General features: G+C 36.9%; 25 protein-coding genes and 2 pseudogenes. 13 read left to right on the top strand and 14 right to left on the bottom strand.

Annotation, left to right across the window (positions count from 1 at the left end; translation table 11 throughout):
• Window positions 1-994, bottom strand: a 994-nt coding sequence (locus tag VB715_RS19305; protein ID WP_323302857.1) for a PriCT-2 domain-containing protein, incomplete at its 3' end; no start/stop codon positions are given.
• Window positions 995-1,795: 801 nt separating this feature from the next.
• Complete coding sequence (locus VB715_RS19310; protein WP_323293661.1) at window positions 1,796-3,436, bottom strand: helix-turn-helix transcriptional regulator; 1,641 nt, start codon at window positions 3,434-3,436, stop codon at window positions 1,796-1,798.
• 21 nt (window positions 3,437-3,457) lie between these two features.
• On the opposite strand from VB715_RS19310, the gene VB715_RS19315 reads away from it, so the two are divergent.
• Window positions 3,458-3,655: a hypothetical protein gene (locus VB715_RS19315; protein WP_323293660.1), complete on the top strand. Its 198-nt coding sequence runs from the start codon at window positions 3,458-3,460 to the stop codon at window positions 3,653-3,655.
• 51 nt (window positions 3,656-3,706) lie between these two features.
• Here the strand turns inward: VB715_RS19315 and VB715_RS19320 are convergent, their stop codons facing one another.
• The 3 genes from VB715_RS19320 to VB715_RS19330 form a co-directional block, all read right to left on the bottom strand.
• Window positions 3,707-3,907, bottom strand: coding sequence for a hypothetical protein (locus VB715_RS19320; protein ID WP_323302858.1), 201 nt, complete (start codon window positions 3,905-3,907; stop codon window positions 3,707-3,709).
• A 361-nt stretch (window positions 3,908-4,268) separates the two neighbouring features.
• A complete protein-coding gene (locus tag VB715_RS19325; RefSeq protein WP_323293659.1) occupies window positions 4,269-4,745 on the bottom strand; it encodes a hypothetical protein in 477 nt (158 codons plus the stop codon).
• A 127-nt stretch (window positions 4,746-4,872) separates the two neighbouring features.
• Window positions 4,873-5,109, bottom strand: a complete 237-nt coding sequence (locus VB715_RS19330; RefSeq protein WP_323293658.1) for a hypothetical protein — start codon at window positions 5,107-5,109, stop codon at window positions 4,873-4,875.
• A gap of 219 nt (window positions 5,110-5,328) precedes the next feature.
• Here VB715_RS19330 and VB715_RS19335 point away from each other — a divergent pair, with 219 nt between their 5' ends.
• Together VB715_RS19335 and VB715_RS19340 are read left to right on the top strand one after the other, a co-directional pair.
• On the top strand, window positions 5,329-5,547 hold the full coding sequence (locus tag VB715_RS19335) for a hypothetical protein (RefSeq protein WP_323293657.1): 219 nt from the start codon (window positions 5,329-5,331) through the stop codon (window positions 5,545-5,547).
• A 3-nt stretch (window positions 5,548-5,550) separates the two neighbouring features.
• Window positions 5,551-6,018, top strand: coding sequence for a type II toxin-antitoxin system VapC family toxin (locus tag VB715_RS19340; RefSeq protein ID WP_323293656.1), 468 nt, complete (start codon window positions 5,551-5,553; stop codon window positions 6,016-6,018).
• A gap of 132 nt (window positions 6,019-6,150) precedes the next feature.
• Here the strand turns inward: VB715_RS19340 and VB715_RS19345 are convergent, their stop codons facing one another.
• Window positions 6,151-6,441, bottom strand: a complete 291-nt coding sequence (locus VB715_RS19345) for an HNH endonuclease (RefSeq protein ID WP_323293655.1) — start codon at window positions 6,439-6,441, stop codon at window positions 6,151-6,153.
• A gap of 131 nt (window positions 6,442-6,572) precedes the next feature.
• On the opposite strand from VB715_RS19345, the gene VB715_RS19350 reads away from it, so the two are divergent.
• Both VB715_RS19350 and VB715_RS19355 read left to right on the top strand, forming a co-directional pair.
• Window positions 6,573-7,217: an AAA family ATPase gene (locus VB715_RS19350; RefSeq protein WP_323293654.1), complete on the top strand. Its 645-nt coding sequence runs from the start codon at window positions 6,573-6,575 to the stop codon at window positions 7,215-7,217.
• On the top strand, window positions 7,210-7,524 hold the full coding sequence (locus tag VB715_RS19355) for a hypothetical protein (RefSeq protein WP_323293653.1): 315 nt from the start codon (window positions 7,210-7,212) through the stop codon (window positions 7,522-7,524). Before VB715_RS19350 ends, VB715_RS19355 begins: the two co-directional genes overlap by 8 nt.
• 348 nt (window positions 7,525-7,872) lie before the next feature.
• On the opposite strand, the gene psb34 is transcribed toward VB715_RS19355, so the two are convergent.
• The gene (gene psb34, locus VB715_RS19360) at window positions 7,873-8,046 is read right to left on the bottom strand and encodes a photosystem II assembly protein Psb34 (RefSeq protein ID WP_323293652.1); all 174 of its coding nucleotides are present in this window, start codon (window positions 8,044-8,046) and stop codon (window positions 7,873-7,875) included.
• A gap of 267 nt (window positions 8,047-8,313) precedes the next feature.
• Between psb34 and VB715_RS19365 the strand changes: the two genes are divergently transcribed.
• Window positions 8,314-8,511 (top strand): hypothetical protein, encoded by a 198-nt coding sequence (locus tag VB715_RS19365; protein WP_323293651.1) that lies wholly within the window; start codon window positions 8,314-8,316, stop codon window positions 8,509-8,511.
• A gap of 93 nt (window positions 8,512-8,604) precedes the next feature.
• Window positions 8,605-8,766: a PCP reductase family protein gene (locus VB715_RS19370; RefSeq protein ID WP_323293650.1), complete on the top strand. Its 162-nt coding sequence runs from the start codon at window positions 8,605-8,607 to the stop codon at window positions 8,764-8,766.
• 379 nt (window positions 8,767-9,145) lie between these two features.
• Here VB715_RS19370 and VB715_RS19375 read toward each other — a convergent pair whose 3' ends face one another.
• A complete protein-coding gene (locus VB715_RS19375) occupies window positions 9,146-9,307 on the bottom strand; it encodes a hypothetical protein (protein WP_323293649.1) in 162 nt (53 codons plus the stop codon).
• A gap of 177 nt (window positions 9,308-9,484) precedes the next feature.
• The gene (locus VB715_RS19380) at window positions 9,485-10,552 is read right to left on the bottom strand and encodes a hypothetical protein (protein WP_323293648.1); all 1,068 of its coding nucleotides are present in this window, start codon (window positions 10,550-10,552) and stop codon (window positions 9,485-9,487) included.
• Between the two features lie 296 nt (window positions 10,553-10,848).
• Between VB715_RS19380 and VB715_RS19385 the strand changes: the two genes are divergently transcribed.
• The gene (locus tag VB715_RS19385; protein ID WP_323293647.1) at window positions 10,849-11,793 is read left to right on the top strand and encodes a tyrosine-type recombinase/integrase; all 945 of its coding nucleotides are present in this window, start codon (window positions 10,849-10,851) and stop codon (window positions 11,791-11,793) included.
• 105 nt (window positions 11,794-11,898) lie between these two features.
• On the opposite strand, the gene VB715_RS19390 is transcribed toward VB715_RS19385, so the two are convergent.
• Window positions 11,899-12,348 (bottom strand): hypothetical protein, encoded by a 450-nt coding sequence (locus VB715_RS19390; RefSeq protein WP_323293646.1) that lies wholly within the window; start codon window positions 12,346-12,348, stop codon window positions 11,899-11,901.
• A 224-nt stretch (window positions 12,349-12,572) separates the two neighbouring features.
• On the opposite strand from VB715_RS19390, the gene VB715_RS19395 reads away from it, so the two are divergent.
• The 4 genes and pseudogenes from VB715_RS19395 to VB715_RS19410 form a co-directional block, all read left to right on the top strand.
• Window positions 12,573-13,001, top strand: coding sequence for a restriction endonuclease fold toxin-2 domain-containing protein (locus tag VB715_RS19395; RefSeq protein WP_323293645.1), 429 nt, complete (start codon window positions 12,573-12,575; stop codon window positions 12,999-13,001).
• Window positions 13,002-13,077: 76 nt separating this feature from the next.
• Window positions 13,078-13,455 (top strand): hypothetical protein, encoded by a 378-nt coding sequence (locus tag VB715_RS19400; protein WP_323293644.1) that lies wholly within the window; start codon window positions 13,078-13,080, stop codon window positions 13,453-13,455.
• Window positions 13,456-13,782: 327 nt separating this feature from the next.
• Window positions 13,783-14,067 (top strand): annotated as a pseudogene (locus VB715_RS19405) (ISNCY family transposase); the annotation flags it as partial.
• A gap of 160 nt (window positions 14,068-14,227) precedes the next feature.
• Window positions 14,228-15,280 (top strand): annotated as a pseudogene (locus tag VB715_RS19410) (ISNCY family transposase); the annotation flags it as partial.
• A gap of 480 nt (window positions 15,281-15,760) precedes the next feature.
• On the opposite strand, the gene VB715_RS19415 reads toward VB715_RS19410, so the two are convergent.
• The 4 genes from VB715_RS19415 to VB715_RS19430 are packed head-to-tail and all read right to left on the bottom strand — an operon-like array spanning window position 15,761 to window position 23,410.
• Entirely contained in the window at window positions 15,761-19,957 is a 4,197-nt protein-coding gene (locus VB715_RS19415) for a DEAD/DEAH box helicase (RefSeq protein WP_323302859.1), read from the bottom strand.
• Between the two features lie 53 nt (window positions 19,958-20,010).
• Window positions 20,011-21,030 (bottom strand): PD-(D/E)XK nuclease family protein, encoded by a 1,020-nt coding sequence (locus tag VB715_RS19420; RefSeq protein WP_323302860.1) that lies wholly within the window; start codon window positions 21,028-21,030, stop codon window positions 20,011-20,013.
• Between the two features lie 11 nt (window positions 21,031-21,041).
• Window positions 21,042-23,252, bottom strand: coding sequence for an ATP-dependent helicase (locus tag VB715_RS19425; RefSeq protein ID WP_323293682.1), 2,211 nt, complete (start codon window positions 23,250-23,252; stop codon window positions 21,042-21,044).
• Window positions 23,252-23,410 carry a hypothetical protein gene (locus VB715_RS19430; RefSeq protein ID WP_323302861.1) on the bottom strand — a complete coding sequence of 53 codons (159 nt, stop codon included), beginning with the start codon at window positions 23,408-23,410 and terminating at the stop codon, window positions 23,252-23,254. Before VB715_RS19430 ends, VB715_RS19425 begins: the two co-directional genes overlap by 1 nt.
• A gap of 212 nt (window positions 23,411-23,622) precedes the next feature.
• Here VB715_RS19430 and VB715_RS19435 point away from each other — a divergent pair, with 212 nt between their 5' ends.
• On the top strand, window positions 23,623-24,711 hold the full coding sequence (locus VB715_RS19435; protein WP_323293680.1) for a DNA sulfur modification protein DndB: 1,089 nt from the start codon (window positions 23,623-23,625) through the stop codon (window positions 24,709-24,711).
• Window positions 24,712-25,100 lie beyond the last annotated feature (389 nt).

A 25,100-nucleotide genomic window follows, 5' to 3' on the forward strand; every position in this document is an offset into this window, starting at 1 on the left:
GTTCACCCTCTACAGTGAAGATGTATTTGGATTTTGATGCGATCGCCTCCGTGAGTCGGTATGCTGGCCACAAGCGGTGCTGTCCCACTTGCGAAGCCGGATCGCCTTTTCCTATTTTTTCTTGACCGTCAATAACCACATAGGGCATCACTGCCTTATCCTTCTTTTTACCCTTGGGAGTAATGCGTTTACCCTCGTTGTTGTAATATTCAACCCGTTTAACCAATTGGTTATCTGAGTACCAATACTTATATTCGAGGTCATAGCCATAAGAACGGGTTATTTTAACGGGTTCAGTAACTTGAATGGGGTTTGCTAAGGTAATAGGATTTTCGAGCCTGATAGGGGGCTTTATGTTGGGCTGAGGGGAACGTTTAGGCTTGGGTTGAATAGCACGGGTACGAGAAGCCCGATAACTTCCATTGCCATTGGCTAAACTATTCCCATGGCCATTACCATTGGCTAAATCGTTTTTATTCCCGTTGTTATAGTCATTGCCATTGGTTAAACCATAGCCATTCCCGTTGTTATAGTCATTGCCATTGGTTAAACTATAGCCATTGTTATCGGCTAAATCGTTTTTATTCCCGTTGTTATAGTCATTGCCATTGACTAAACCATAGTCATTCCTGCTGTTATAGCCATTGTTGTTGCCATGTTGCCGATACCATTCTTTAGTCCAGGCACTTGCATCAAAATTACTCTGATACTTGGCTTCTTTGACAAGATAAGCAATACCACTTCTGTTCTCTTTGAGACTGTTCCAAGTAGATTGACAGTTTTTGGCGTTATACTGATCCGGACTTCCTTGACTCCATCGGTCAAAGTGTTCAAAGTCAAGGCCGGCGGATTTCATGGCCGTTCCTAGTTTGACCCAATCTTCTCGACTGCAACAAGGATCTACTAAATTGTTCTCAACGATGTATAGGGCTTGATCGTAGTCAAGTTCGGTGTTGGTTTGTTCGTAGTCAGCTGTGAGTTCAAAAGTTTTCATGATGGTATCATTGAGGTGGTTATGTTTTGAGTTACGCACTCAACGTCTGAAACCTGGATTGCGCCCTAAACAAAGCGATCTCGCTCCGCGAGTGCGGCAGCACCGCCAATTCAGATGATTCAAAAAATGATTTTTTCGTGACAGTGCGTAATTCATAACTTTTATCAAATTCAAGAAACTATGATGGAAATCTCCGTCTTAGTTTCTTTTTTTATATTTTATAGCTACGAGGTGGTGTTGTTGCCTGTAAGTGTCTAGGTATGTTGCAGTCAACAAGATCAATTCATAACGGGTTCAGCCTCAGATAGTTGGGTGTCCTTAATTATGTCAGGTTTTTTTTATCAAGGGTTTTCAGTTGATCAGACTTATCAGTCTGATCGGAAAAAAGATATGACCCTCAAAGTCTGACTAGGACTAACTTTTAAAAATAGAACGTTACCGGATTCGGGTGTAAACGTTACCCGATTCGGGCATAAACGTTACCCGATTCGGGCATTTTTGTAAACATTGTTAAACCCTTACAGAATCTGCATTTGAGGGCGATTTTTGAACTTTTTTGTTTGTTGACAAAGCTGTAAACACATAACCCGATAGGGGTAACGTTGTTGTAAACAGATTCAAACCTTTACCCAATCTGTATTTAAGGGCGATTTTAAGCTGGTTTTTTTGAGAAAGCTGTGAATAGATAACCCGAAATGAGTAACGTTATTTATAAGCACACGCAACCTGATACTGAATGGTGAAGTATATAGTCTGATCCCAAATTTGGTCATGAAAACTTACTTATATTTATGGGGAGGATTAGACTTCAAGGTCTAGAAGTTGACACAGATGAGTCATTAATTTTGTATCAGGATTTCTTGTTCCTTTTTCGATTAAACAGATGAAACTAGCTGATATCCCTGCTTTTCCTGCTAGTTGTCTTTGACTCCAACCTTTTTTTAATCTTGCTGCTTTAATTTCGCTCGCGGTTATACTCTTATCTTTTTTGGCTTTTCGTGTCCCAGATGATTTTTGGGTTGACAGGGTACGAGTATAGGGTGGAATGTCTAAGGGTGGTAATATGGTCAGTCGTGCTTCTAGCCATTTTTCAAAGTAACCTCTTGGCTTTTTCTTTTCACTGTTTGGCTGTAGCATTTCAGGATAAGTTACTGGATCATAGGTAATATTCCAGCCCATTTTGCTTAAAGTCATTAAGAAATTATCCCAACGATTTGTCAGCTTCAAACGGCTATGGCGATCGCTTTTAGCTTTAGCTATTTTCTCATCTGGGTTAATACAAATACACTCTTTAAGTAAGGTTAAAACTTTATAGTTGCCATGAGGATGAAATCTACTAGCCAGAGTTAAGTACATTAAACCCCGTAAGATAAATTCATCTCGATAAGCATTAAGTTTAAAAAGTTCTTCTGAAATATATCCAAATTGATATAATGCTTTCCTGGCTTTTTGTCCTGCTTTATTTAAAAATTCTTTAGTCCATAATCCTGGTTGTATAGTGATATAAATTTCTTCAGGTGTTTCGATTTCTCCAAAAAGGTTTTTGTGTCCTTGATAGTTAAAGCTGATGTTCCACATCCGAGAAATAGCTACGCTTACCATTACTTTTCCATTTTTTTTTCCTTCTTCCCATTCAGCTTTAACTAATAAAGAATCTAACATAAAAGCGGTAGAAGCTATCTCTTTTAATTTCTGTAATTTATTAAAATCTTTACGGTTTTCATTAAATATTTTCAATATATCACTAGCTTTAAGAGTAAATTCAGAACGCCAAGGTTCTGTTGTTTTCATACAATAAGCAGAAAATAATAAGTGAAGCTTGCCAGCATCTAGACTAAATTTATTGATAATTTCTTGAGCTTCCCTAAATGGTAATAAGGTGATATCTCCAGGGCTAGTGATGTAATGTACAATATAGTTACTTGAGTTACTTTTGCATCCTTTTTTAAAAAAGGCAGGAAGCTCTCCATTGTCTTGCCAAAGATAATTTTTTGTAATAGCTTCTAACCCTGATACTACAGGCATACAAGACGCAATTGGAGCATAGGGAGAATTTTGAAATAATCGGGTAGCAGTAATTGGTTCAGTTTGATGTTGGTTCAGTATTCTTTCTTCTTCCCATGCTTGTATTATCAGTTTAGGAATCTCCATCTGTTTGATAAACTCAAGCAAATTTTTATACTGATTTCTAGCTGCTTCCCATGCGGATTCTTCTAATAAACTTGGTGATAGAGTATGATTGGTAGTGTCATTTATCTGTTGTTTAAAATAAGTTTTAAGAATTTCTTTATAATTAGATGCTTCTAATTGAGTAATGATTTGAGTTTTAAATGCTTCTATAAATTCATCACGATTGGCGCAGTTACTAAAATCGTCACCATCTATCTGAATTTGATCTAAAATTGAGGTTAACGAGTCTAGAGGGAGATTAATATTATCCATTTGATTATGTCAAAAAAAATTATGAATAAATATTTAACAGGGATCTCTCAAGTTGATCATACCTTACGAGAATTTTTACAGAATTCTTGTTCAATAGAACAAAGTCAAGCAGAAAAAAGATTGAAGTCAACTGAACAAACTCCCATACTGAACTGGGCTTCTTATCGAGCAATGCGAGAGAGTGGTGAGTTTTTAGGTTACACTTCTGATGACAGATAAGAGTCATTATTAAGATAAAAATTAACTTTTGAGGGGTTTCGATATCAAACCCTAATTTTCTACTCTCTTCAAAGCCTCTAGTAATAACCGCTTGGCATTACCAGATCGACTTCCAGCCATTTTGAGAAGCGGTTCAGCTTCTCCTAGCTCTAAAAAGAATTCAATTCGTACTTTTTTTGACTTCCACTTCTGGGTAGCTTTAGCAATAACTTCGGGGTTTTGCTCGTTCCATCGTTGTTGGGGGGTTCTCATGTCTAATACATATTCGGTATATGTATATAATTATAGCCAAAAAACTGAGATAGGGTCATTGCCTACATATTCGGTATATGTATTTGACAGCCAAGATGATGGGATCGCCTTATTTCCCTACATACATATTCGGTATATGTATTAGACGACTGAGGAATTTTTTGTCTCTTGGATCGATATTTCTCCTAAAATTAGTCATAAACAGCAGAAAATTTCTGATTTTATCTGGGAGATAAGTTTTCCTTGTTCAAGGGCTAATTGACCCTTCGGCTTCGCTCAGGGTCAATGCTTAGCGGCTTGCCCTGAGCTTTGTCGAAGGGAGCTTTGTCGAAGGGAGTCGAAGCATTGAAAATTAATTAAGTTAGGAAATGTTTTTCATTTGAGCGAATAATTGATGCAACTTTTCCGGGTTCATCGTTTGTTGATACTGCTGTGCCATTTCTGGGGTTAAGAGTTCTAACATGACAGTGTTTTCAAGCCAAAATTCCATCACTTCAAACAATCCTTCTCGACTACAATGAACGACTCGCCATCCTTCTCTTTGTCCAATTTCTTCAATTTCTTCTTGACTTAATGGCACAGAAATCGCTGCATGAGTAGCGGTAAATTGGGAACTGGAATCATTGTGTTTAAACTTTAATTCGTCTTGGTTAGTACCAGGGTTTAATTCTGTGCCTTTGGGATAAACTTCAATGGCTGTCCCATATTTATCAAAAGCAAAACTCATATAACTGCCGGGATGGGGCGGAAATTCCGTGAATTCTCCTTTGAAGATTTCTGCTAGAACAGAAGCAACGTGCTTGGGATTATCAACCGCAATTGATAAGTGAAAAATCATAACGTTACATCTCCATAATGATTAGTTTTATTGTAGTTTTATTTGGCGTTAATTGTCCTGACAATTAAACTTCCTGACACAGAATAATCCCCTAATAATCTCATCACTTCCATAGGACTCCCAGAGGTTAACCGCCTTTAACCTTAATATTGAGTAAATATAGGGAAGATTCGGCTTTTACCGTCTCAATTGCTCCTGATGGGATGCCCAAGGTTTGGTTAAAGCTTCTGATGATGCCCCCTGCACTGTTAATATTGATAGAGATGATGGCGATCGCAGCTACCCCCAAAAGTTCTAAGTTAGCGGTTCCCAGGACAATGCTGGTTAAACTAACACTAAAAGCGATATGGGTGGGAGTCATCATAGGTAAGTGTTAAGTGACCATTTGTCAATAGGCGAGTATATAATTCTAGAATTCCCCAATAGTCAGAAAAACTAACATATTAATTGATGGTTAATAGTCATTAGTTGATAGAACCGTTCCTTGGCGGTGGAGAGAGAGTTTATTCTTTATTAATTATAAAGTCTTCATGGTTAAAGTTTAAGTTATAATGATAATAACTGTCATGGCGAGGAGATAATTATGAGCTTACAAGTCAAACTGAAAGATTATCCTGATTGGGATAGAGAAGAACAAATAAAACGGAATCAGGTGGCTTTAAAGAAATTAGAAGAAAGACGACAAAAAACTTTACAGATAACTGAGGAAGAAGCGGAAGAAAGACAAGAAGGTTTTGAAAAGTTTAAACAGTTAATTGATCAATTTCGTCCCCAAGGTTCTAAACTATATTCTGAAGATTAGACAATGATTGTTTTTCTTGATTCAGGGGTCTTAGGATTATTAACAAACCCTAACAAGGAAGGTAAACCCTTACTGTGTGAAAATTGGCTTTATTCTTTGTTAGCCAAAGGGGTTTATGTGGTTAGTTCTGATGTTTGTGATTATGAAGTAAGAAGAAGTCTTCTTTTAGAAAAAGTCAAAAACCCTGGTCTTGATAGTGTTGATAATTTAGATGAATTAAGAGACATCATTGACTTTCTGAAAGTAGAAACTGAAGTGATGTTTTCAGCATCTCAAACTTGGGTTGAAGCTCGTCAAAAAGGAAGAAAAACGGCTGACGATGCGAGCTTTGATGTCGATATGATTATTATTTCTCATTGGCGTTTACTCAAAAGTAAATACCCTAGTCGCTATATTGTCATTGCTACGACAAATGTTAAACATTTAGGGGAGTTTACAGAAGCTTTAAATTGGGAAGAAATTAATTTATAGTTGGCATAATTAAGAGTTAGTATTTCAGAGTTAATAGACACAATATAGCTAAATCATTTAAAGGTTTTAGTTTTGAGAAAATTTTTTGCAAAAATTAACAAAAGAGAAGCATTAAACGGGTTTTTCAGGGGGTCAAATAGAAAATAATGATAATTGCCCAGGACTAACATTTCCCCGCTTCCCCTGATGATAACTGAGATGACAGGCCGTACAAACGGGAATGAGGTTAGAGGCTTCATTATTCTCTGGTGTAAAGTCGGCATGATGAACTTGTAAGGTTCTTGCGCTTCTTTCAGATACCGTAAGCTTTGAGATATCCTCCCCTGGTTTAATACACTGAGTTCCACATTTGGCACAACGCCACCGAGCAGCTTCCTTAACGGTGGTGGCTATAGTTTTCCAGTCTTGGGGATATCGGTTCATAAAGTGAAGGTAAAGGGAACAATAGTTAGGGGTTTTGGCTCTTTTCTATGGTACTGTATAGTTTGGTTCTGTGTTACATGGTATGGTATCATACCGTATCGTATCATCTAACCTGATGGGGGAAAAAATCAATGATTATCCTTGTCGGTGGGGAAAAAGGGGGAACTGGCAAGACCACACTGGTTACTAACCTCGCAGCGATGCGTCGTAACCAAGAGGGTGATGTGCTAGTGATTGATACTGATAAACAAGGGAGTGCTAGTTATTGGGCGGCCACTAGAGAAGGAAATGAAGAATTACATCGTGTTCCTTCTATTCAAAAATTTGGTTCGGCGATCGCTTCGGAGATTCGAGATTTGGCGAATCGTTACCAGGACATCATTATTGATGCAGGGGGGAGAGATAGTATTGAACTTCGGGCGGCCATGACGGTGGTTGAAAAGTTGATTATTCCTATTCAAGCTTCTCAATTTGATGTCTGGACGTTGGGAGCGATGAGTGATTTAGTCAACCAAGCGATCGCGTTTAATGAAGGGTTAAAAACTTTCGTAGTTGTTAATCGTGCTTCGACGAACCCCTCGGTTAGTGAGACAGCAGAAGCTAAAGAAGTTTTGGAAGATTTTGAAAATTTGGTGTTATTAAAAACCGTGATTCATGACCGCATTGCTTACCGTAAGGCGGCCAAAAGTGGGCTGTCTGTCGTAGAACTTCAACCCAAAGACCTGAAGGCAGCTAAAGAAATGACCAGCTTATATAAAGAGGTATTCCATGAATAAAAAACCCCGCTTGAGTGCTAAACCCCCAACGCAGTCTGAACAGGATTTTATTGAAGCAGCAGAAAAACCATTACAGTCACCACCTTCTGTTGAAGAAGTTAGATCATCAGAACCCCTACCCTGGGAAGAAGATAATGTTAGAGATGATGTGATTAAGTCGATTAATTTAAGGTTGTCGGAACCTTATATTTTAAAGTTACAGTTTCTCTCAGAGAAGACTAACAAAAGTCAGCAACGCCTTATTAGAGAAGTATTATGTCCGGCGTTGGATAAGGAAATTGAAAAGCTGTTAGGAGAAGAACAGTAATCAAACCATACGGTGTAACAAGGTTAAGTATGGCTTAGGTAGTAATGGTACCATACCATACTGTTGCATACAATATAGTATCATCCTATTCCATGCCATGTATAGCAGGAGGCAGAAGACAGGGGGTTAAAAGCTTACCGCGATTAGGTTTGAGGTTTGAAAAATGTCCTATCCGCCTTGGCTGTTGCATAACCTGTACCATTTGGGCTTTAAGACAAATCTAACCATAAACAGCAAAAAACCTCAGCAACACCGAGGTCAATGGGAGAAATCCGATTTTTCAATGCTTCGACTCCGCTCAGCATTGACCCTGAGCGAAGCCGAAGGGTCAAGTAGAAGATGAAATTATTAGCTAATAACAGCAGAAACGATGATTAAGCTGGTTACGAATAAAGCAGCCATAGCCCCTTGAACTAAGTAGCGGCGTTGTTGAAAGGGCGCAGGATATTGGGCGTAATAAGGCTTGGGTTCAACGGCGTAGTTGTTGAGTAGTCCGTTATCTAGTTGAGTGGTGGTGTACATCGCTTGTTGCCTCTGTTTTGGTCCTTATGTAAACTAATATAACAACAAATGTAACAATCTGTAAAGAGTGCTTGACAAATTTATTTTAATGGTATCTATAGGGAGAGCTTATCTTAGACAGGGGTTAGGGAAAGATTTCTACTTAATTCCACTTCTCACGCGAAAAGGGAAAGGACGAAAACCCTGAATATACATAAGTTTTGGGACTGACATCACCCCTTGACCCCCCGTAATATGAAGGTAACAAGAGGAAACGAGGTTAAACAAATGTCTACCACCACCACCAACAACACCGTCATCGTCCGTAACTACATTATTCTCGCTGCTACTATCATGTTCGCCTCAATGGGCTTAACCGATACATTTCTCGCTCCTACCCGCGCTGGACAACAAAACCGCCTCGATACTTATGGACAGGTTGTCAGTGCTGGAATGGTTGCCTACTCTCAAAAGCTTGGTCGTTAAACTCTATGGGTTCGACCCTTTTCTCTTGTTCTTTCCCTGCCTTTTTGGTGGGGATTTTTTATTATAGTTAAATCGTTAAACCCAATACCACGAATGAACTGGACACCCGAAGCAGAAGCAAGACTTAAAGAAATTCCCTTTTTTGTACGCCCCGCAGCCCGCAAGAAGATTGAGAAGTTTGCGAGCGTAGCAGGACATAATGAAATTACTGTAGAAATTTATGAGCAAGCTAAGGCCAAGTTTGGCAGTAAATAGAAAAGTGTGACAATTATCAAAGTGTCTGTTATATCTTGAATGTCAAAAGTGATGACTTTAGGCTTATTGTAAATGAATACCAATTCGGTATTATGTGGTGTGTGTGAGTAAGTAGGAAAGCACGCGCTACGCAAAGGTAAAAGGTAGAAGGCAAAAGGCAAAAGTATATTTTTGATTTTAAATTATTTATTTCTAAAACTAGCTAAACATTTTATCTTTTTGCCTTTTTCTTTTTGCTTTTTACCTTCCCGTCAGGGCGTGCTTTTCTCAATTTTCTCTTACTTGTTTAATTTCTGGTTTTGTTAAAATCATTTTCAATCCCCCTCGTTGCATAAAGAAAAAGACTAATTAACACGATATTCAGCCCCGTTCTTACTATCTACAAATAAGCCCCACTATCAAGTAGATAAGAAGGTTTAGCTTCGGTTTGTAGTCGTTCAAGTAAGGTTCTTGCCCATTCATCGGTGGGGGCGTGTACTTCAAGATGTTTGATTAGTTCGTCGTAAGTATCGCGTTTGATTCGGATGTCGGAGTTAGTCATAAATATCCTTTAAAATGGGTCAATTCCCACCTTTAATAATTGCTCAATAACTTGGTGAAAGTCTTTAATTGATTGAGCTTTATCTAATTGTTTAAGTAAGCTTTTTCTATCTTCTTCTTTAGGAAAATAATGTCCGCTAAAACTTGTCCAATGTTTTAAATAGTCTCGAATGTGTTGTCAATTTTGTTGAAATGAAGACAAGACTTGTATCTGACTGGCATTTTCTAACAGAATTTGGGGATTAGCTTGTTGAGGAGAAATAATATTTATTTTTCCTTGTACCTCAATGGTTACGTTAGGATTAATTAAGAAGTTCCGAGCAGGTTTGACCGTGTTTAAGTTATTATTCCAAATTTGAGCTAGTTTCAACCTAATATTCTCAAATTCTTGAATATCTTCAAAATTAACTAAAGTAAAATAGCGGGGAATTTCTTGGGTAATGACTTCTATTCCATAAACATCAAACTTCAGTTGAGGACTTTTGGGAAACTTAACTAACTTTCCTATTAAGGTTTCTTCTTTTCCTTGTCTAGAAACTAATTGATCTACAATTTTAAGAGGATTTTTAACAGCTAGGTTTAAGTTTAAATGGGTTGGTTTTTCAGGTAATGGTTGTATTTGATAACTAATATCAATCAAATCACCTCGATATAAGTCCTTGGTTAACTCTGGGGTTTCAACAAAAATTGGAATCACCCTATCTTTGTATTCTACTACTAATATTTTTCCTTGATTATTAATTGCATGAACTTTGACAACTAAGTGGGTTTTATCTTTTAATTCTTCGGGAATCGTTGCCTCATATTTATATTTTTCATGACCCTCTAAACCTGACCAGGATTCCCTAATCGTAGCAGATTCCACTAAGATATGGGGTTGAGGACTGGGATTATCTATTAATTTTCCTTTAAGACAAACTTGATCATGCCGTTTCACTTTTCCTAAAATTTCTTGAGTCTTTTGATTAGCTGAAATTAAAGAGAAGTGACGAAATTCAAAAAAGTTATCAGGTTCACGAACAGATAAAACATATAATTGCTCCCCAGTAACTGCGCCATGAATTTCTCCTAATAAACCTGTATTTTCTAATTCAACTGATAAACTAGATAAATTTAATCCTTGATAAGCCGATTCATGATAAACACAGGATTCAGAAGCAGATAAACCCGAAGAAAAAAGGGTGATAAATCCAGTGAACACAGCTATTGTTAATAATAAGAAAAAGCTTTGATATCGTTTCATCATTTCTATTTCAAAATCTCTTTAATAGGTTGATAATTAAGGGAACATTCAGCCGTTGGCTATCGTTAATTCACATTCTCTTTAATTTGTCAATACAAGTTAACAAAAATTCAATGCGATTGCCCTGCAATTGAGAGCGAGCTTGTTCAAGTTTTTTTAAGGCGATGGTTCTTAAAATACTCTACGTCAATATAGACATTATCTATTGGCGTTCGCCAAGGGCGCGCCTCCGGCGACCGCCAGGGATATTTAACATACGGTAAAATTACTTGTTAGAATTCCACTTCTGATAACTAATTATGTTAACGGTTGAAGTTACCACTTCCCTAAAACTAACCTCTCCCCTTCCGTTGACGGGACATCCGGCAGCCGTTTATTTGCGCTCGCTGGCTCCGCGTTCTCGTCTAACTATGCAGGGAAGTCTCAAGGCGATCGCCTCCCTGTTGACCAATGGGGAATGTGATCACCTCAGTTTAAATTGGGCAAACTTAAGATATCAGCATACTTCAGCCGTTCAAGCTGCTTTGTTAGAAAGGCAAGCCCCGGCGACGGCAGCCAAAATGATGTGTGCGTTAAGGAGAACGTTAAAGGAGGCTAAACGGTTGGGATTGATGAGTGGGGATGATTATCAGGCGGCCATTGATTTACCGAGTATAAAAAATAACTGCAAGAAACTGAGGGGTAGGGCGTTAAATCAAGCTGAGATTAAGGCTTTAATGGCGGTTTGTGAAAACGATACGACCACCCAAGGGTTAAGAGACGCGGCCTTAATTGCCATTCTGCGCGGGGCGGGTCTTCGTCGGGCTGAGGCGGTGAAGCTGCAATTAAAAGATTTTAACCAAGAGGCCGGATCTTTACAGATTATTGGGGGTAAGGGGGATAAGGATCGGTTGGTTTATCTTCCTGAGAGTGCGATCGCTATCGTCAACCGTTGGCTTGAGGTTAGGGGGTTCACTCCTGGGGCGTTACTTTGTCCTATTCAAAAGGGTGGCCGGATAGTGATTAGGTCAATGAGTTCCCAGTCCGTGTTATTGATAGTTCAGAAGAGGGCGTTACAGGCGGGGGTTGAAAGCTTTAGCCCCCATGATTTTCGTCGGACGTTTTGCAGTGATCTCTTAGATGCTGGTGTTGATATTGTGACGGTGCAGAAGTTGGCTGGCCATGCTAGTCCTGTTACTACTGCTAAATATGATAGGAGGGGTGAGGCGGTTAAACGACGGGCGGTGCAGAATTTGGGGTTTTAGTTTCTTTGACGGTTTAAACTGATGCTGGGGAGCCTACACACCTTACAAGTGTATAATTCTAAGAATTAAGCAGAAGAATTTTCAAGTTGATACCATCGATTATTATCAATCCACAGTATAATAAGTCATTATTCCAAAGATAATGCTTTGACCACTAGCAAGATTTTCGACCAAATATTTGACAATTTCCTGAATATTTTGATGAAGTGCAGGTAGTTGAGTTAATCCAACTCCTACTAATATTTTAGTTAGCCAATCCGAAATTTGCTCAAGATTTGTATTAGACCTATAATTAATTTGATTTGAACGACTCTGACTATTTTCAGAGGACTGAGAACTAGAGTTATAGGATTTTTTCTCGTTAAAATATCTTGGAATTCCAAATAAGAACCCGATTAAGCCTCCAAGAGCAAAAGAGGAAAATGCGATAATGATTGCTAAAATTCCTTGTTCTTTTTGATTGCTAAATAAATAATAAATCGTGATTACTATTAAGGGAAAAATAATTAAAATCAACGGAGCCGATTTAGAGATGATTTGCTGAATTTTGTCCATAAATAATCGTCCTAGATTTTTGAGAATCAGATTTAAAATGCTGGCTTTTTTACAAAACATAGGGGAGAATTTCTTCAAATGACTTCTCAATATTCAATTCCTGGGATGGAATATAAATTAAAATTCTAAGTTAACTCCTTACTAAAAATAGAACAAATAGTTATTGCTTACGCATTATCTGATAACCTATGTATTTGGGCAATTATTGAACAAGGACGGCGATTTTGAGTGACTCCACTAATGCGGTAGAAGAATGGGCCAGTAATTTTCCTAAAAAGGCAACCCCAACCTATAGTCAACGCCACTTATTTCAGATCAAACATTGTGGTAACGTAGAAATCCGCGTCAGGGATGGAAATGAAGAAATTTGGGCTGATGGGATTGATTTAAAAACAGGAGAACTATTAGAAGCTAAATATATCGAAAAACCTAACAATAGTCCCTATATCAGTGGGTCAACAATTCCCCCTTTCATTCGTATCAAAGCGGTTGGGGATGTGGAAAACGAGTTTCGGCGGTATGCTGCGGTTATTAATGACCCCAATACTCCTGTCATCGCATTACGGGTAATTGTTAATATTAAAGAAGCAGTTCCTTTTTTTGACGGTTTACTTCAACAGTTTAATTTACCTGGTCGTGTTGTTATTCAGTAAGTAGATGGTCATAGGTTTTGTTGAATGCACTTGCCTTATATTGATGTCTTAATTAGTTAGTTAGGAGAAGCAAAACATGGAATATCTCATCACTCCCCCAGAAACAACAGATTGGCAAATTAATGAGAATGAATTGACTAAAAATTTAGAGAAATCTTGGTCAAAAATTAAGATTAAAACCATCAGTAATCCTGATGATTACTATTGCTTAGAATGGGTAATTATAATCCCAGAAACCGGACAAAGACTCGATGGAGCATTACATCGAGATCTACAGGGAATCAGTTTAGATGGGTATATTAAAGACTGTGCGGCTTTTGCCGTTTGGTTTCGCTCTTTAGTGTCTCCTTCACAACAGTTAGTGTTTTACGACCAAGGTTATAATTCTCACATTGAGTTACAGGAAAACACAACAGAATTAGAGATTGTAGAGCCATTTTTGTCCTTGGTTTAACTAAACTTTATTATCTCTCTTTTGTCAGTCTGGGGAAACCCTGATGATTTCAAGATCCTAAAACTTTGACCATAAGAGAGATAACTTCTCGCTATTCAATTAATTGACGTTATTTGTCGAGGGTGACTTCCGTTATTTTTTCCAGCAATTCTCATTTTGGCAAAATTTAGAACATTAGTTCTCTATTCTGGTTAGAGAACTAACAGGAAAACCCAATAGATTAAGCACAAATACTTACGGTAAAAATAGAGAGAAATCGGATTAGAGAATCGAATTATACTACAATCAGTTTGAGAGAGAGCTAATGGTCTAAAACTGTAGAATTACATGGAAATATTGCCTGTTACTATATCGCCATCAGAGTTAATTAAATTTCTTTTTGTTCAATTGAATGATTTACCAGATAAAAGAAAAGGGTTAAATACAAGGTATGAAATGCGAGATCTGGTGATAGCTGCGTTTTCCGTATTTTTTACACAATGTCCTTCTTTTTTAGAGCATCAAAATTTAATGAAAAAGAACAGGGGAAAAGATAATGCTTTCAGTTTATTTGGATTGAAAAAAATTCCTTGTGATAATCAGATACGAACTTTATTAGAGCCGATTCCAGCCTTCAACAATTGACAATTGACAATGGACAATTGACAATTGACAATTACCTCTACCTAAAAGGTAGAGGATTGAAAATAAGGAAAATTTTTTTAATTTCTCCCCTTAAAAGAGGAGGTTTTAAACCAAATTAACCAATTGTCAATTGTCAATTGTCCATTGTCCATTGATAACGGTCTTTGAAACCTTCAAGACAGTATGGGAATGGTTAAGGGAAAATAAAATACTTAATCATTTTAAGTATTTAGATGACCAACTTTTATTAGCTTTAGATGGAACTGAGTATTATTCATCAAAAAAGATTAATTGTCCTCATTGTAATTGTCGCCATCATAGAAATGGAACAACAACTTATTACCATCAAGTAATTACCCCAGTTCTCGTTGCTCCTGACAAGAAACAAGTCATAAATTTAGAACCAGAATTTATTAGAAAACAAGATGGGAAAACTAAGCAAGACTGTGAGAATGTAGCCGTCAAAAGATGGTTATTACGAAATCCGGCATCAGAAAAAAATCAAGAAATCACTTTATTAGGAGATGATCTTTATTCTCGACAACCTATATGTGAGTTAGCTATTAAACAGGGTTATAATTTTATTTTTGTGGCTCTAGCGTCGTCTCATAAAAGTTTATATGAATGGCTGGACTTTTTAGAAAATAATGGAGAAGTCATCAAAGGGCAAGTCAAAAAATATCAAAAGAATAAGCTACTATATTATAAGTACAAGTATGTAAACAATGTACCATTGAGAGAAACTGAGCCTTCTTTAATGGTCAATTGGTATGAAGTGGAAATCTATGATCAAGCCAAAAAGAAAGTAATTTATCGCAATAGTTTTATAACCAATCATCAATTAAATGATGAAAAAATGGAAAAGATAATAACCAGTGGACGGACGAGATGGAAGGTAGAAAATGAAGGAAATAACCTCCTCAAAAATCAAGGGCCAAATTTAGAGCATAATTTTGGACATGGACAAGATAATTTATCGGAAATGCTGCTGGCTTTAAATTTACTTAGCTTCCTCTTTCATAACGTCTTAGAATTAGTCAATAAACTCTATCAAAAAGCCCGACAAAAATCAGAAAAAAGAAAAACGTTTTTTAATGATATTAGGGCTTTAGTCAAATATGAATGGTTTGAAGATTGGTCAGAATTATTTGTCTATATAATATCAGAAGGTGAGCAAAAGAAGTGTATTAATACAAGCTAATAAGCCTTATAAATTTGAGAAGATTGGGGAAGAAAGGTGAATAAATTAACTGAAAAATAATCAAAAATTTACTTAATCAAGATTAAGTAAACGAATCAGGAATGGTCGGCTATGTTCGTTTTTATGTAGTATGTGTGTAGTGTAAAAATCCAGAAGAAAAAGAACAAAGGAAAAAGGGAGATTTTCAGTTAGTTCTCTTGTTGAAGTAGATAACCTTGTTCTTCTATTCTTCAAAATGAGAATTGCTGAAATTAATAGATAAAATCTACTTATACTTGCACGGTCAAAATAGGGGTTTCTTCTCGGAAAATGAGAATCGCTGAAACCGTTGGATAGCAAGCATTTTAGCCACTGATTGCCCCTGGTTGCACGAACTCTATATTTACGCCCAGACGGCCAGACCATCGACCATGATTGGACTAGACTGTACGGTATGATTTTGGGTCGTTAGTCTAAACTCCAGCACTATCCATTGATAAGTCAAAGTAGGTGTCCTAACCCACTCATCAAAGCTTCAGCCACCAGATGACTAACCACTAAGGGTTGTTCAAACCGTTCGGTACAATTATTAGTGTGCAAACAAGCGGGACATCCATCTAAGCGTTGACACTGTAAAGTAATTTGGACTTCTTCTGAATCTTCAGTGGGAGAGTTCTGAGCAAGATTTGCTGTATTTCGTTCTGCACTGGCTTCACGAACAATTAAATCAATAAAGCTACCTGAAGCATCATCATGCAGATTCCAAGTTGTTATTAATTCGTTTCTCAGTTCATCAGGGGTTGACCAGTCCCTGCGTTCGGCTAAATTAACGGGACAGAGAACCGATGCTAAGAGTTCTCGATAAACTTCTTTGGGGTTAGTGCGAAGGGTGTCAATAAAGACCTCTGAAATGCCAGATCCTCCTTCATAGCGTTCCCAGACGATCACTTCTGCTGTGGTTTCATCAAAACAATATTCAAGGACTTCTTCGGAAACTCCACTGATGGATGCGATTGCTTTTTGCAGTAGATGGGAGGCCGTATGTAAAATCAATCGTTGGTCAAAGGTTTTATGGGTTTCCTCTATTTCCACCCGTTCAATTTGAGATTTTAAGGACTCATCTTGTAATAAATTATCAATAATTTCGGCTAAATTCCAAGTAATTCCTGTTGTTTTGAGTCCATAACGCACAGGTTCAGGATGACCTTGACTATCCACATATCGGGCTTCAAATTGCCAGGGTTGACTACCTCTAGGGGTGAAATACTCATTTTTTTGTTGATCATAGAATTTATTTTCTACCCGTGCAATCGAACCATGTACGGTAATTTGACTTTCTAATTCAGACACCCAATTAAGAGTACGGGAAATGGTTTGAACTGATTCGGGTTTATAACGATAGGTGCGTTCCAGGTTAGCTTCAGCATATAAACGAACTGCACGCAAGGGAACATCATGGCATCTACGGCGACGACTTTCACTGTAAATGGTACAACATTCAGGACATATTTTAACCACTTGTTTGCCCTGATTATCTCCTTTTAATGCCTTAACATAAAGCTTTTCTGGGCGAAATTCCGAAGATTCTCCGGTTAAATGGACTCCTTCTCCTAATAACTTTACACCCACAACGCCCCCTTCTCCCCATTGTACATTTGCCCATTGGGGGTCATGTTCCGTTTCGATCACAGAAAGATAGGGATGGCTATGGTAGCGATAGGCGGTACGATAGGGAATTAATAAGGTAGAAAGTTTGGTGGTATCTTCTTGTTTAAGATTGGTTCTATTACGGGTTCTAACTGCAACGATAATGGGTTTGACTTCGTTAAAATAAGCGTCAGGAATGAAGAAATCAATATTAGATTGATGCAAATTATTAGATTCATATAAATTATTAGATTGATGTAAATTATCAGATAAACGCAGATAAAATAAAGCCTGTAACACAGTTTTAATGACATCAGGGGCAGATTTGAGAATCCAGAGACGGTTTTTTGGTTCACGGAATCTTTCTAAGGTATGGAAAAAATTGTAGAGTCCATCTGCTTGTTCAAAACAAATACCAAATTCTACTTTTTCTTGTAATTGATTCCAAAGTTCTAAAATATCTCTTTGCAGCCTTGATAATTCTTCACGACTTTCTCGATCTTCTTCATCAAATACTAATAGCCCTAATTCTTGATAAATATTTCTTAACTTTCTATTGATTTCTTCTCTTAAATTAGTTGAATTAGTTAAACTTTGATGCTCTGAATTAATATTAGTTGAATTAGTTAAACTTTGACTCTCTGAATTAATATTAGTTGAATTAGTTAAACTTTGACTCTCTGAATTAATATTAGTTGAATTAGTTAAACTTTGACTCTCTGAATTAATATTAGTTGAATTAGTTAAACTTTGACTCTCTGAATTAATATTAGTTTGACCATCTAAATATTGTTGAATTAACTTAAATGTTTCTTTAACGGGTTCGGTTAAAGTATCTGGGGCTTCGTTTTCAATTTCTTGTAATGTCCAGCGTAGGTTTAAATAAGCTTCAAACCGTTCTTTTTGCTCAGTAATCCACTTTCTTAATTTCTCTTCTCGTTTTGAATCTTGACGATGTTCTTGTAACCATTGATGATAATGTTGTTTAATAATGGGAGATTCTTCTAATTTTTCCCAAATCCAATCCAGAATAGCTGGCGGAATTTTCCCACATCGTTGCACATGATAACCCATTCTCGCCCGTTCATAGGCAATCCTTTCGTGCATGGCTTTCAGGACGGGATTTTTAGGGTTTAAGGGTAACTCATAACTCCCATGTACCAAACGATGACGACGGAAAAAATAAAAATGATCACTGGCCGAATTAGCCACAATGAGGAGGGTATAAGCAACCGTATTAGCTGCCCTTCCGGCCCGTCCCCGTCGTTGAATGAAAGAGAAGACGTTTCTAGGGGGACGATAATGAAAAGTGGCAATAATTCGGTTATCATCTACCCCCACATCCAAAGATGGGGTAGCAACGACAATATCCCCTTCCCAATAGCTGGTTTTTTGTTGGGAGGAAACATAGGAGATATTCAGGGCATTTTCCCGAAAACCTGGAATGGGTTGGGTACAGTTTGCCCCTCCTAAAATGCCTCGCCAACATTCCCCTTCAAGATAGTGACTGAAACAGTTAAGGGGATTAGTTTGGGGACAACTTTGTTCTTGAAATTCGATATTATCTAAAATAGAACGAAATTGCCATAAATTGAGCCTTTGTTCAGCGTCTTGAATTTGAGCCGACAGACGATTGGCAATATCAAGGGATTCGGTGAAAATAATCCCTCTGTCTCCTTGATCATGAGGGCGATCTACAAATAATCCGTGTCCCATGGCCATTGCACTTTGAATCAAAGTAGGGGCTGCTCCCACACGGTTTGCTTCTTCAGGAGATTGAAGGAAATAGAGAACTTCTAAACCGGAAGCTTCACTCTCGTAACCGGATGCACTATGAATGAGAATCGGGTGATTTTCTTCCCCATAAAAGAATTTACTAGCAAACCGTTCGGGGTGGGCAACTGTGGCACTAGCAGCGATTTTTGTTAAGGGGTTTCCGCTTAAGTTTTCTAGGCGTTGAATGAGGTGGTGAATATGTGCGCCGTAGAGGGAATGATAGAGGTGAACTTCATCAAATAGGACTCCACTTAAACGGGTTAAATACTTCTCAAAATCTGGTTTAGGATTGAGATAGATTCTATCAAGAGATTCGGCAGTTGTTACTAAGAGATGGGGTTGATATTTTGCATGGTCATTTTTAGCAAGGGAGACGTTAAAAATAGCTCCACACAAATCATTATTACATTGAAGACTAGGAACTGAGTTTCGTTTTTTCTGATAAATTAAATCCCCTTGGTTACAAACAGGACAGCATTCATCTTGTAATACTTTAAAGCGAGTTTTATCTGCAAATATCTGTTGATTTTCTAGGGTGTATTTAGTTTCTGAGGCTATTCCTGAAAATTGAAAGCCAATAATAATCCTTTGATTTGCTTTTTTTGAACGACTTAAAAGTTCTAATTGACCACTGGCTAATTGATTTTGTTCAGCTTGATAAACGTAGCGAAAAATTCTTGAGAGTTGGTCTTTTAATAAGGCAACACGGGGATAAAGTAAAATAAAACGAGGGGCAATTTCTGGATTAAGTTGTATTTGTCGAGCAATTTCATAGATAAGCGGTAATAAGAAAACTTCGGTTTTACCTGACCCTGTAGGCGCAACAATAACTAATCCTTTTTTATGATGAATCGCTTGTAAAGTTTGACTCCATCCGTCTATTTGAAATTGGGAAAAGTTGTTAATAGGTTTTGGTAAATTTGCGGCGACATTGGCAATAGAACGAGTTTCTCCTGTTAAAGTGTTGACATTAATATTTCTAATGGGTCGTTGACGCAGTAACACTTCAGCCCTTATTCTTCCTATTAGGTTTCGTCCGTCTTTATCCGCTTGAAATCGCTGCTTGATTTGTGAGAGCATACGAGCCGTTTCTATGGCTTTAGGGAGGGATAAGTTAGGGGATAGGTTAACAAATTCATCGGGATGTTCTGAGAGAATTTGTTGTATATCAGCCGAATAATTATCCCAGATTTCTTGAGGTGACTGGACTGAATTTTGTTGGTTTAATTCAGTAAATAGTTGGTTGAGTAGCGTGTTAAGAGATTCCCAAGTCATTGTGAGCTTTTAAAATTAATAAATAACTAAAATTAAGTTTTAGAGAAATTAGATTAGGGATATCTTAACTGAACACCTTTGCCATTATTAGGAGTTTTACAATCCCAACGGAGGTCACAAATATCACAATCTTTTTCACTAATATTTCCCGAAGTAGCTGGATTCCATTGATCATTAAGACGTGCTTGTTCAATTTGTAATACAGTTTGTGCAAATTCATTAACAGCATCATCAATTTCATGAGGAGTAATACTAACTTCTAGGAGAGCATTTTTTGGACGTTGAGAAGGACAAGTTAATCCATCAAGTTCATTCAAAAAATATAAAATGGCTTTTTTCGGTAAAACACCATGTTTTAGTTCATAAAGTTTGGCATAAACCCGCATTTGAAATTCATAATTTACTAAGTCTTTGGGATTAACATCTAATAAACTACTGCCTTTGTAATCCCACATTTCGCAATCAGCAGGATTAGCTTGTAGATTTTCTGAATCAACAAGAAGATCTACAACTCCATGAAGGATATGATTAGTACGATCTGCTTGTAATCTATGTTCTGTATCTTTAACTCTTGGATAAAGTGTCAGTCCTTCAAGAGCATTAAAATATTGAAGTAGCCGTACTGCTTTTACTCGCATATCTTGAGTTATAGCCCTAATACCTTGACTTTTTAATCCATTTTCAACTTCAATAAAATACTGGATAATTTCACTTGGAGGTGTTGGGGTTGTTGTCTTTGCTCCTTCTGCTTGTTTAAGATCATCAAAATATTCCTCAATTTCTTGATCACTTATAATGTTTCCATTATCTGGTAAGGAGCCTTTTGTTGAAGGCTCTATCTTACCATGAAAATGAGTATGACAACGATCTAAAACTTGATGAAGAATTGTACCAAAATAAGCCTGAGTCTGATAAGCAGGTGCATATTTATGGACATTAAAAGTCCCGTATTGACGAGGGCAACGTCTAAATGAGACGATATCTTGAGTGACACTGTAACGCCGTTTTATATTCGGTGTATTAAGTGAAGGAATTGAAACAGCTTGAAAAGGCTTTCTTTTATTTATGGCCATAATTTTCCCCTTTATGTAATAAGAGCCTCTGTATTTCGTTTAAATTCTGAATGATCTCGATTAGGAACAGCTATATGATCTTTAATTTGCTCCTTTGTTCCAATTAAAATTAGACCATACTGTGCGCGAGAATAAGCTACATAAAGCAAGCGAATATCATCTTCTATAGCCAATTCTTTAGGAGTTCTAGTAACTCTTTGATAAAGGTTCTGTCTAAATGGGTCTAAAGTTTCTTCTAGCATTTGTGCTGATCCAACCTTTCCTTCTTGACCTAGCTTAGTAACAACAAACACAAAAGGAAACTCTAAACCTTTTGATTGATGAATTGTCATAATAGGCAAAGAACCTTGAGGAACAATAACTTCCTCGTCTTCATCATCATCAATTCCTGCTTCAATTAAATAGCTGACAAACATATTGTAAAAACGGTTGAGAAAACTTGAATCAATTCCAGTCCCATCATTACTAGCTATTAAAGAATCTAAGTTAAAACTGTTATATCCTTCAAATAAACGAGTAACTTTAGAAAGACGTAAATTTCTTACAGGGTCTTGTCTCCATGTCAAAAAAGGTTCTTGTGCAAGAATCCGATAGATAATTTCTAGTAAATTCAGCTTTAGAAAGCTCCCTGATTTTTCTTGACAAAGCCTCAGTAGATTAGTATTACTATGATTTAAGTAGTTATCTAGTGAATTAGTCGAGATACTAGGGTTATTTCTGACATTATCAAGACTTCTAAACCATTGTTGAATAGGTGTAACCCAAGATAAAGTTCTTCCCTGTGGATCTCTTCTTGATTCAAAACTATGATTTTGGTCAATCACCTGAACCAGTGAGGCAAGTAAACACTGAACTTCTTCACTGTCCATAAAAGACTTAGAACGAGGATTATAAATAGGAATTCCTAAATTCTGAAATGCTTGAATATATTTACCTGCATTATTAGGTGAATCTTTGGCACTTCGTAATAATAAAACACATTGACTAAGATCAGAGATAATTCCATCAGCTATCAAATGATTATTGATAAAGTTACCAACAGCATTAGCTAAATCTCCTACTTTTTTTGTTTGAATCCAAGAAACAGCAGGATAATTACCAGAAATAGATGAAGCTGCAATAACTGGTTGTTTGTTCGGCGCACGAACTCCTGAAACATTCATTTCTGGAAATGAAGTAATATATTGATTGAAAAAGTTAACAATATCAGGATGAGAACGGTAGTTGTTTTCTAACTGAATTTGATGAGGAGTTTGATTAAATATCCCTTGACAGGCTTTATCAAAATTAACCATGCAAGTTACATTACCACCGCGAAAGCGATATAGAGCTTGATCATCATCTCCCACAACTGTAATATTATGTGGTGATTGACCTGCAAGAGCTAGATATATTCGTTCTTGAATTGGGTTAGTATCTTGATATTCATCAACCAATACATATTTTAATGGAGGATTTTGGTCATCTCCCTGTAAGAATTGTTGACTAGCAGTAGAATTAAGAAACTCAAGAAAGTAAGCCTGAAGATGTGCAAAATCGCAACGATAATTGTCTTTTAATGCTTTAGAATATTTTTGATACAATTCGGCTAAAGTAGCCCAATGTCCACCTGCATTAAGCATTTTATCTATATCAACATAATCTTCTACTATGTGATTAAAAAGTGTAATTCCTGCTTTAGCTCGTTTCCATTTATTAGGTGGGTAGTTTTGATTACGCCAATCGTTTACAGCATAATCAAAATGTTCCCAAAAACCTAAATCTGAAATATCTGAAATATCAGCATAACGATAAGTAAATAAATCTTGTTCAACTTGATCTAAAAGACGAACATTTTGGTAATTTGGATAGCGATATTCTTGGAGAATATCATTACATAGGCTATGTAGTGTTCCTATTCTAATATCCGCTATATCAACATCTTTGAGGCTAGAATCTGTGTTTTGTAAGGCTGTGAGATATGTTGCTAAACGATCTTCAAGGTTTCTTGCTGCTTTGTCTGTAAAAGTTGTTAGAAAAATTGATTTGGGCTTAATACCATCTACACAAAGTAACTTTAAGGTTCGTGTTACCAATACCTCGCTTTTACCAGAGCCAGGGCCAGCTAAAAGCCACAATTGACCATCTCTATATTCTACTGCTTCTTTTTGCTTATCGTCTAAGTCATAGCCTCGTGCAGTAGGTTGAGCGAGACACCTATGAAAAGTCTGAATATCTATCATTATCTTGTATTCTCGCTACTGTCACCTGTCCGTTTCCCCATTCTCGAACGAGAATCTTGGCGATTTCTTAATAACTCATCAAGAAGCTTCGTCTGCTCATCAGGGTTATGCCAATCTCGGATAAAACGTCTAACAGCCACGCTCACTAAGTCTTGCATCGTCGGTGCAGCCGAAAAATGCTGGCTCTCCAATGAAAGCTTGATTTCATGCAGAGTTTGGTAAAGCTCGGTAGGAACTCGAATGGTAGAGGCCAAAATTAAAATATTTAATCGAAGACATTAGCAATTTTAATCTTCTTGACCTCATACTTGCTACCATGTATACATGACGACAAGCTTGCCTCACTAAACAATTACTTTGACCATTAAATATGGAACTTGTTCTTAATGCCGTTTCCGTGCGTCGTAGTCCTCAAGATGAACATTTAAGCTATCTTGGGAGCTTATTTTTCGGAGATATTGCCCGATTAATCGATGATAACCGTTTATATGTTCCTAATCAGCCTGATTTACCCGATTTTGCCCAACGTAAACTTAACAAAGCACGGGTCAAACAAATTGCCCTTTATATTCTGGAAAACTATCAAATAGGAACCATATTTTTCCCGCCTATTTGTGTTAACGTTCAACCCAAACCGAAGTATGAAGAAGGCAAACTTTTCTTGCCTTATTATTCGGTTAGTTTACGGTTAACCGATGGACAACATCGCTGTTTTGGGATTCATCAAGCTTTACAAGAGATTCAACAAAAAGATTCAATAGAATTTAAAATTTTATCTCAATTAGAAATCGGGGTACTTTTGTATGCAGGATTACCCTTAGAAGAAGAACGTCAAGCATTTCGTGACCAAAACTTATTAGTTCAACGTCCTAGTGTTTCCCTCTCTCACTATTTCGATAAACGTTCTCTGGCAGTTTTAATTGCTAAGAATTTATTAGAAACCGTACCCCAATTTATTGACAATATTGAAGTAGTAGAAACGGGGTTAGGCATTCATAATCCTAAATTAATGACCCTTTCTACATTAGTGACAGCAACTAAATATATGTTTCCTAATCTAAAATCCCAGAAAAAATTAGAGGACAAAAATAATTGGGCGAGAAGTTTTTGGATAACATCGGCTAATATTTTTGATGATAATCCTTGGCGAGTCATGAGTAAAGAAGAACGAAGTCAACAAAGACAAGAAACCTTATTAGTTAGTGCGGTTATTTTACAAGCATTAGGAATGTTAGCTCATGATTTGTATCAAGAAAATGTAGCAGCAGAAGACTTAGAAAAGTGGTTAAACAACTTAAAAAAAATTGATTGGAGAAGAAATGATAAATTTTGGTTACAACGAGGAGTGACACAGATAGGAGCAACGGAAGATCCGATTATTTCTAATACAAAAACTACTGTTAAAGCCTGTCATAAAGTCCTTCGAGAATTTATGGGAATCACTGAGGTAATATTCTAATTTTTACAAAATATTCTTAAATAGTTAGAGTCAAAATAAACTACTTTTGCCTGTTATCTCTTGCTTGTTGCCTATCAAAAATAGCTAATTTAAAACAAGGTGCAAGATTAGAGTTTATACTAAATTCCTAAGCTGTTAAGCATCTAAATTGATTTGTGGAGACAAGGGAACAGGGAACCGTAAGGGTTATCAGCTTTTTTAGCTAATTAGAGAATACCCAGTTAAATTGCGTCTTGGCTTATTTTTACACCTACTTTTATATGTATTATATTGAACATCAAAATTAGAATTATTAGCCAATCATAAAAGTTATATTTTTGGGTTATAAAACGCTATTTTGCCTAAAATTTTAATCATTAAATATTAAATGATTAATTTTCAATGAAACC

Origin of the sequence: Crocosphaera sp. UHCC 0190 (assembly GCF_034932065.1) — a bacterium.
Taxonomy (GTDB): domain Bacteria; phylum Cyanobacteriota; class Cyanobacteriia; order Cyanobacteriales; family Microcystaceae; genus UHCC-0190.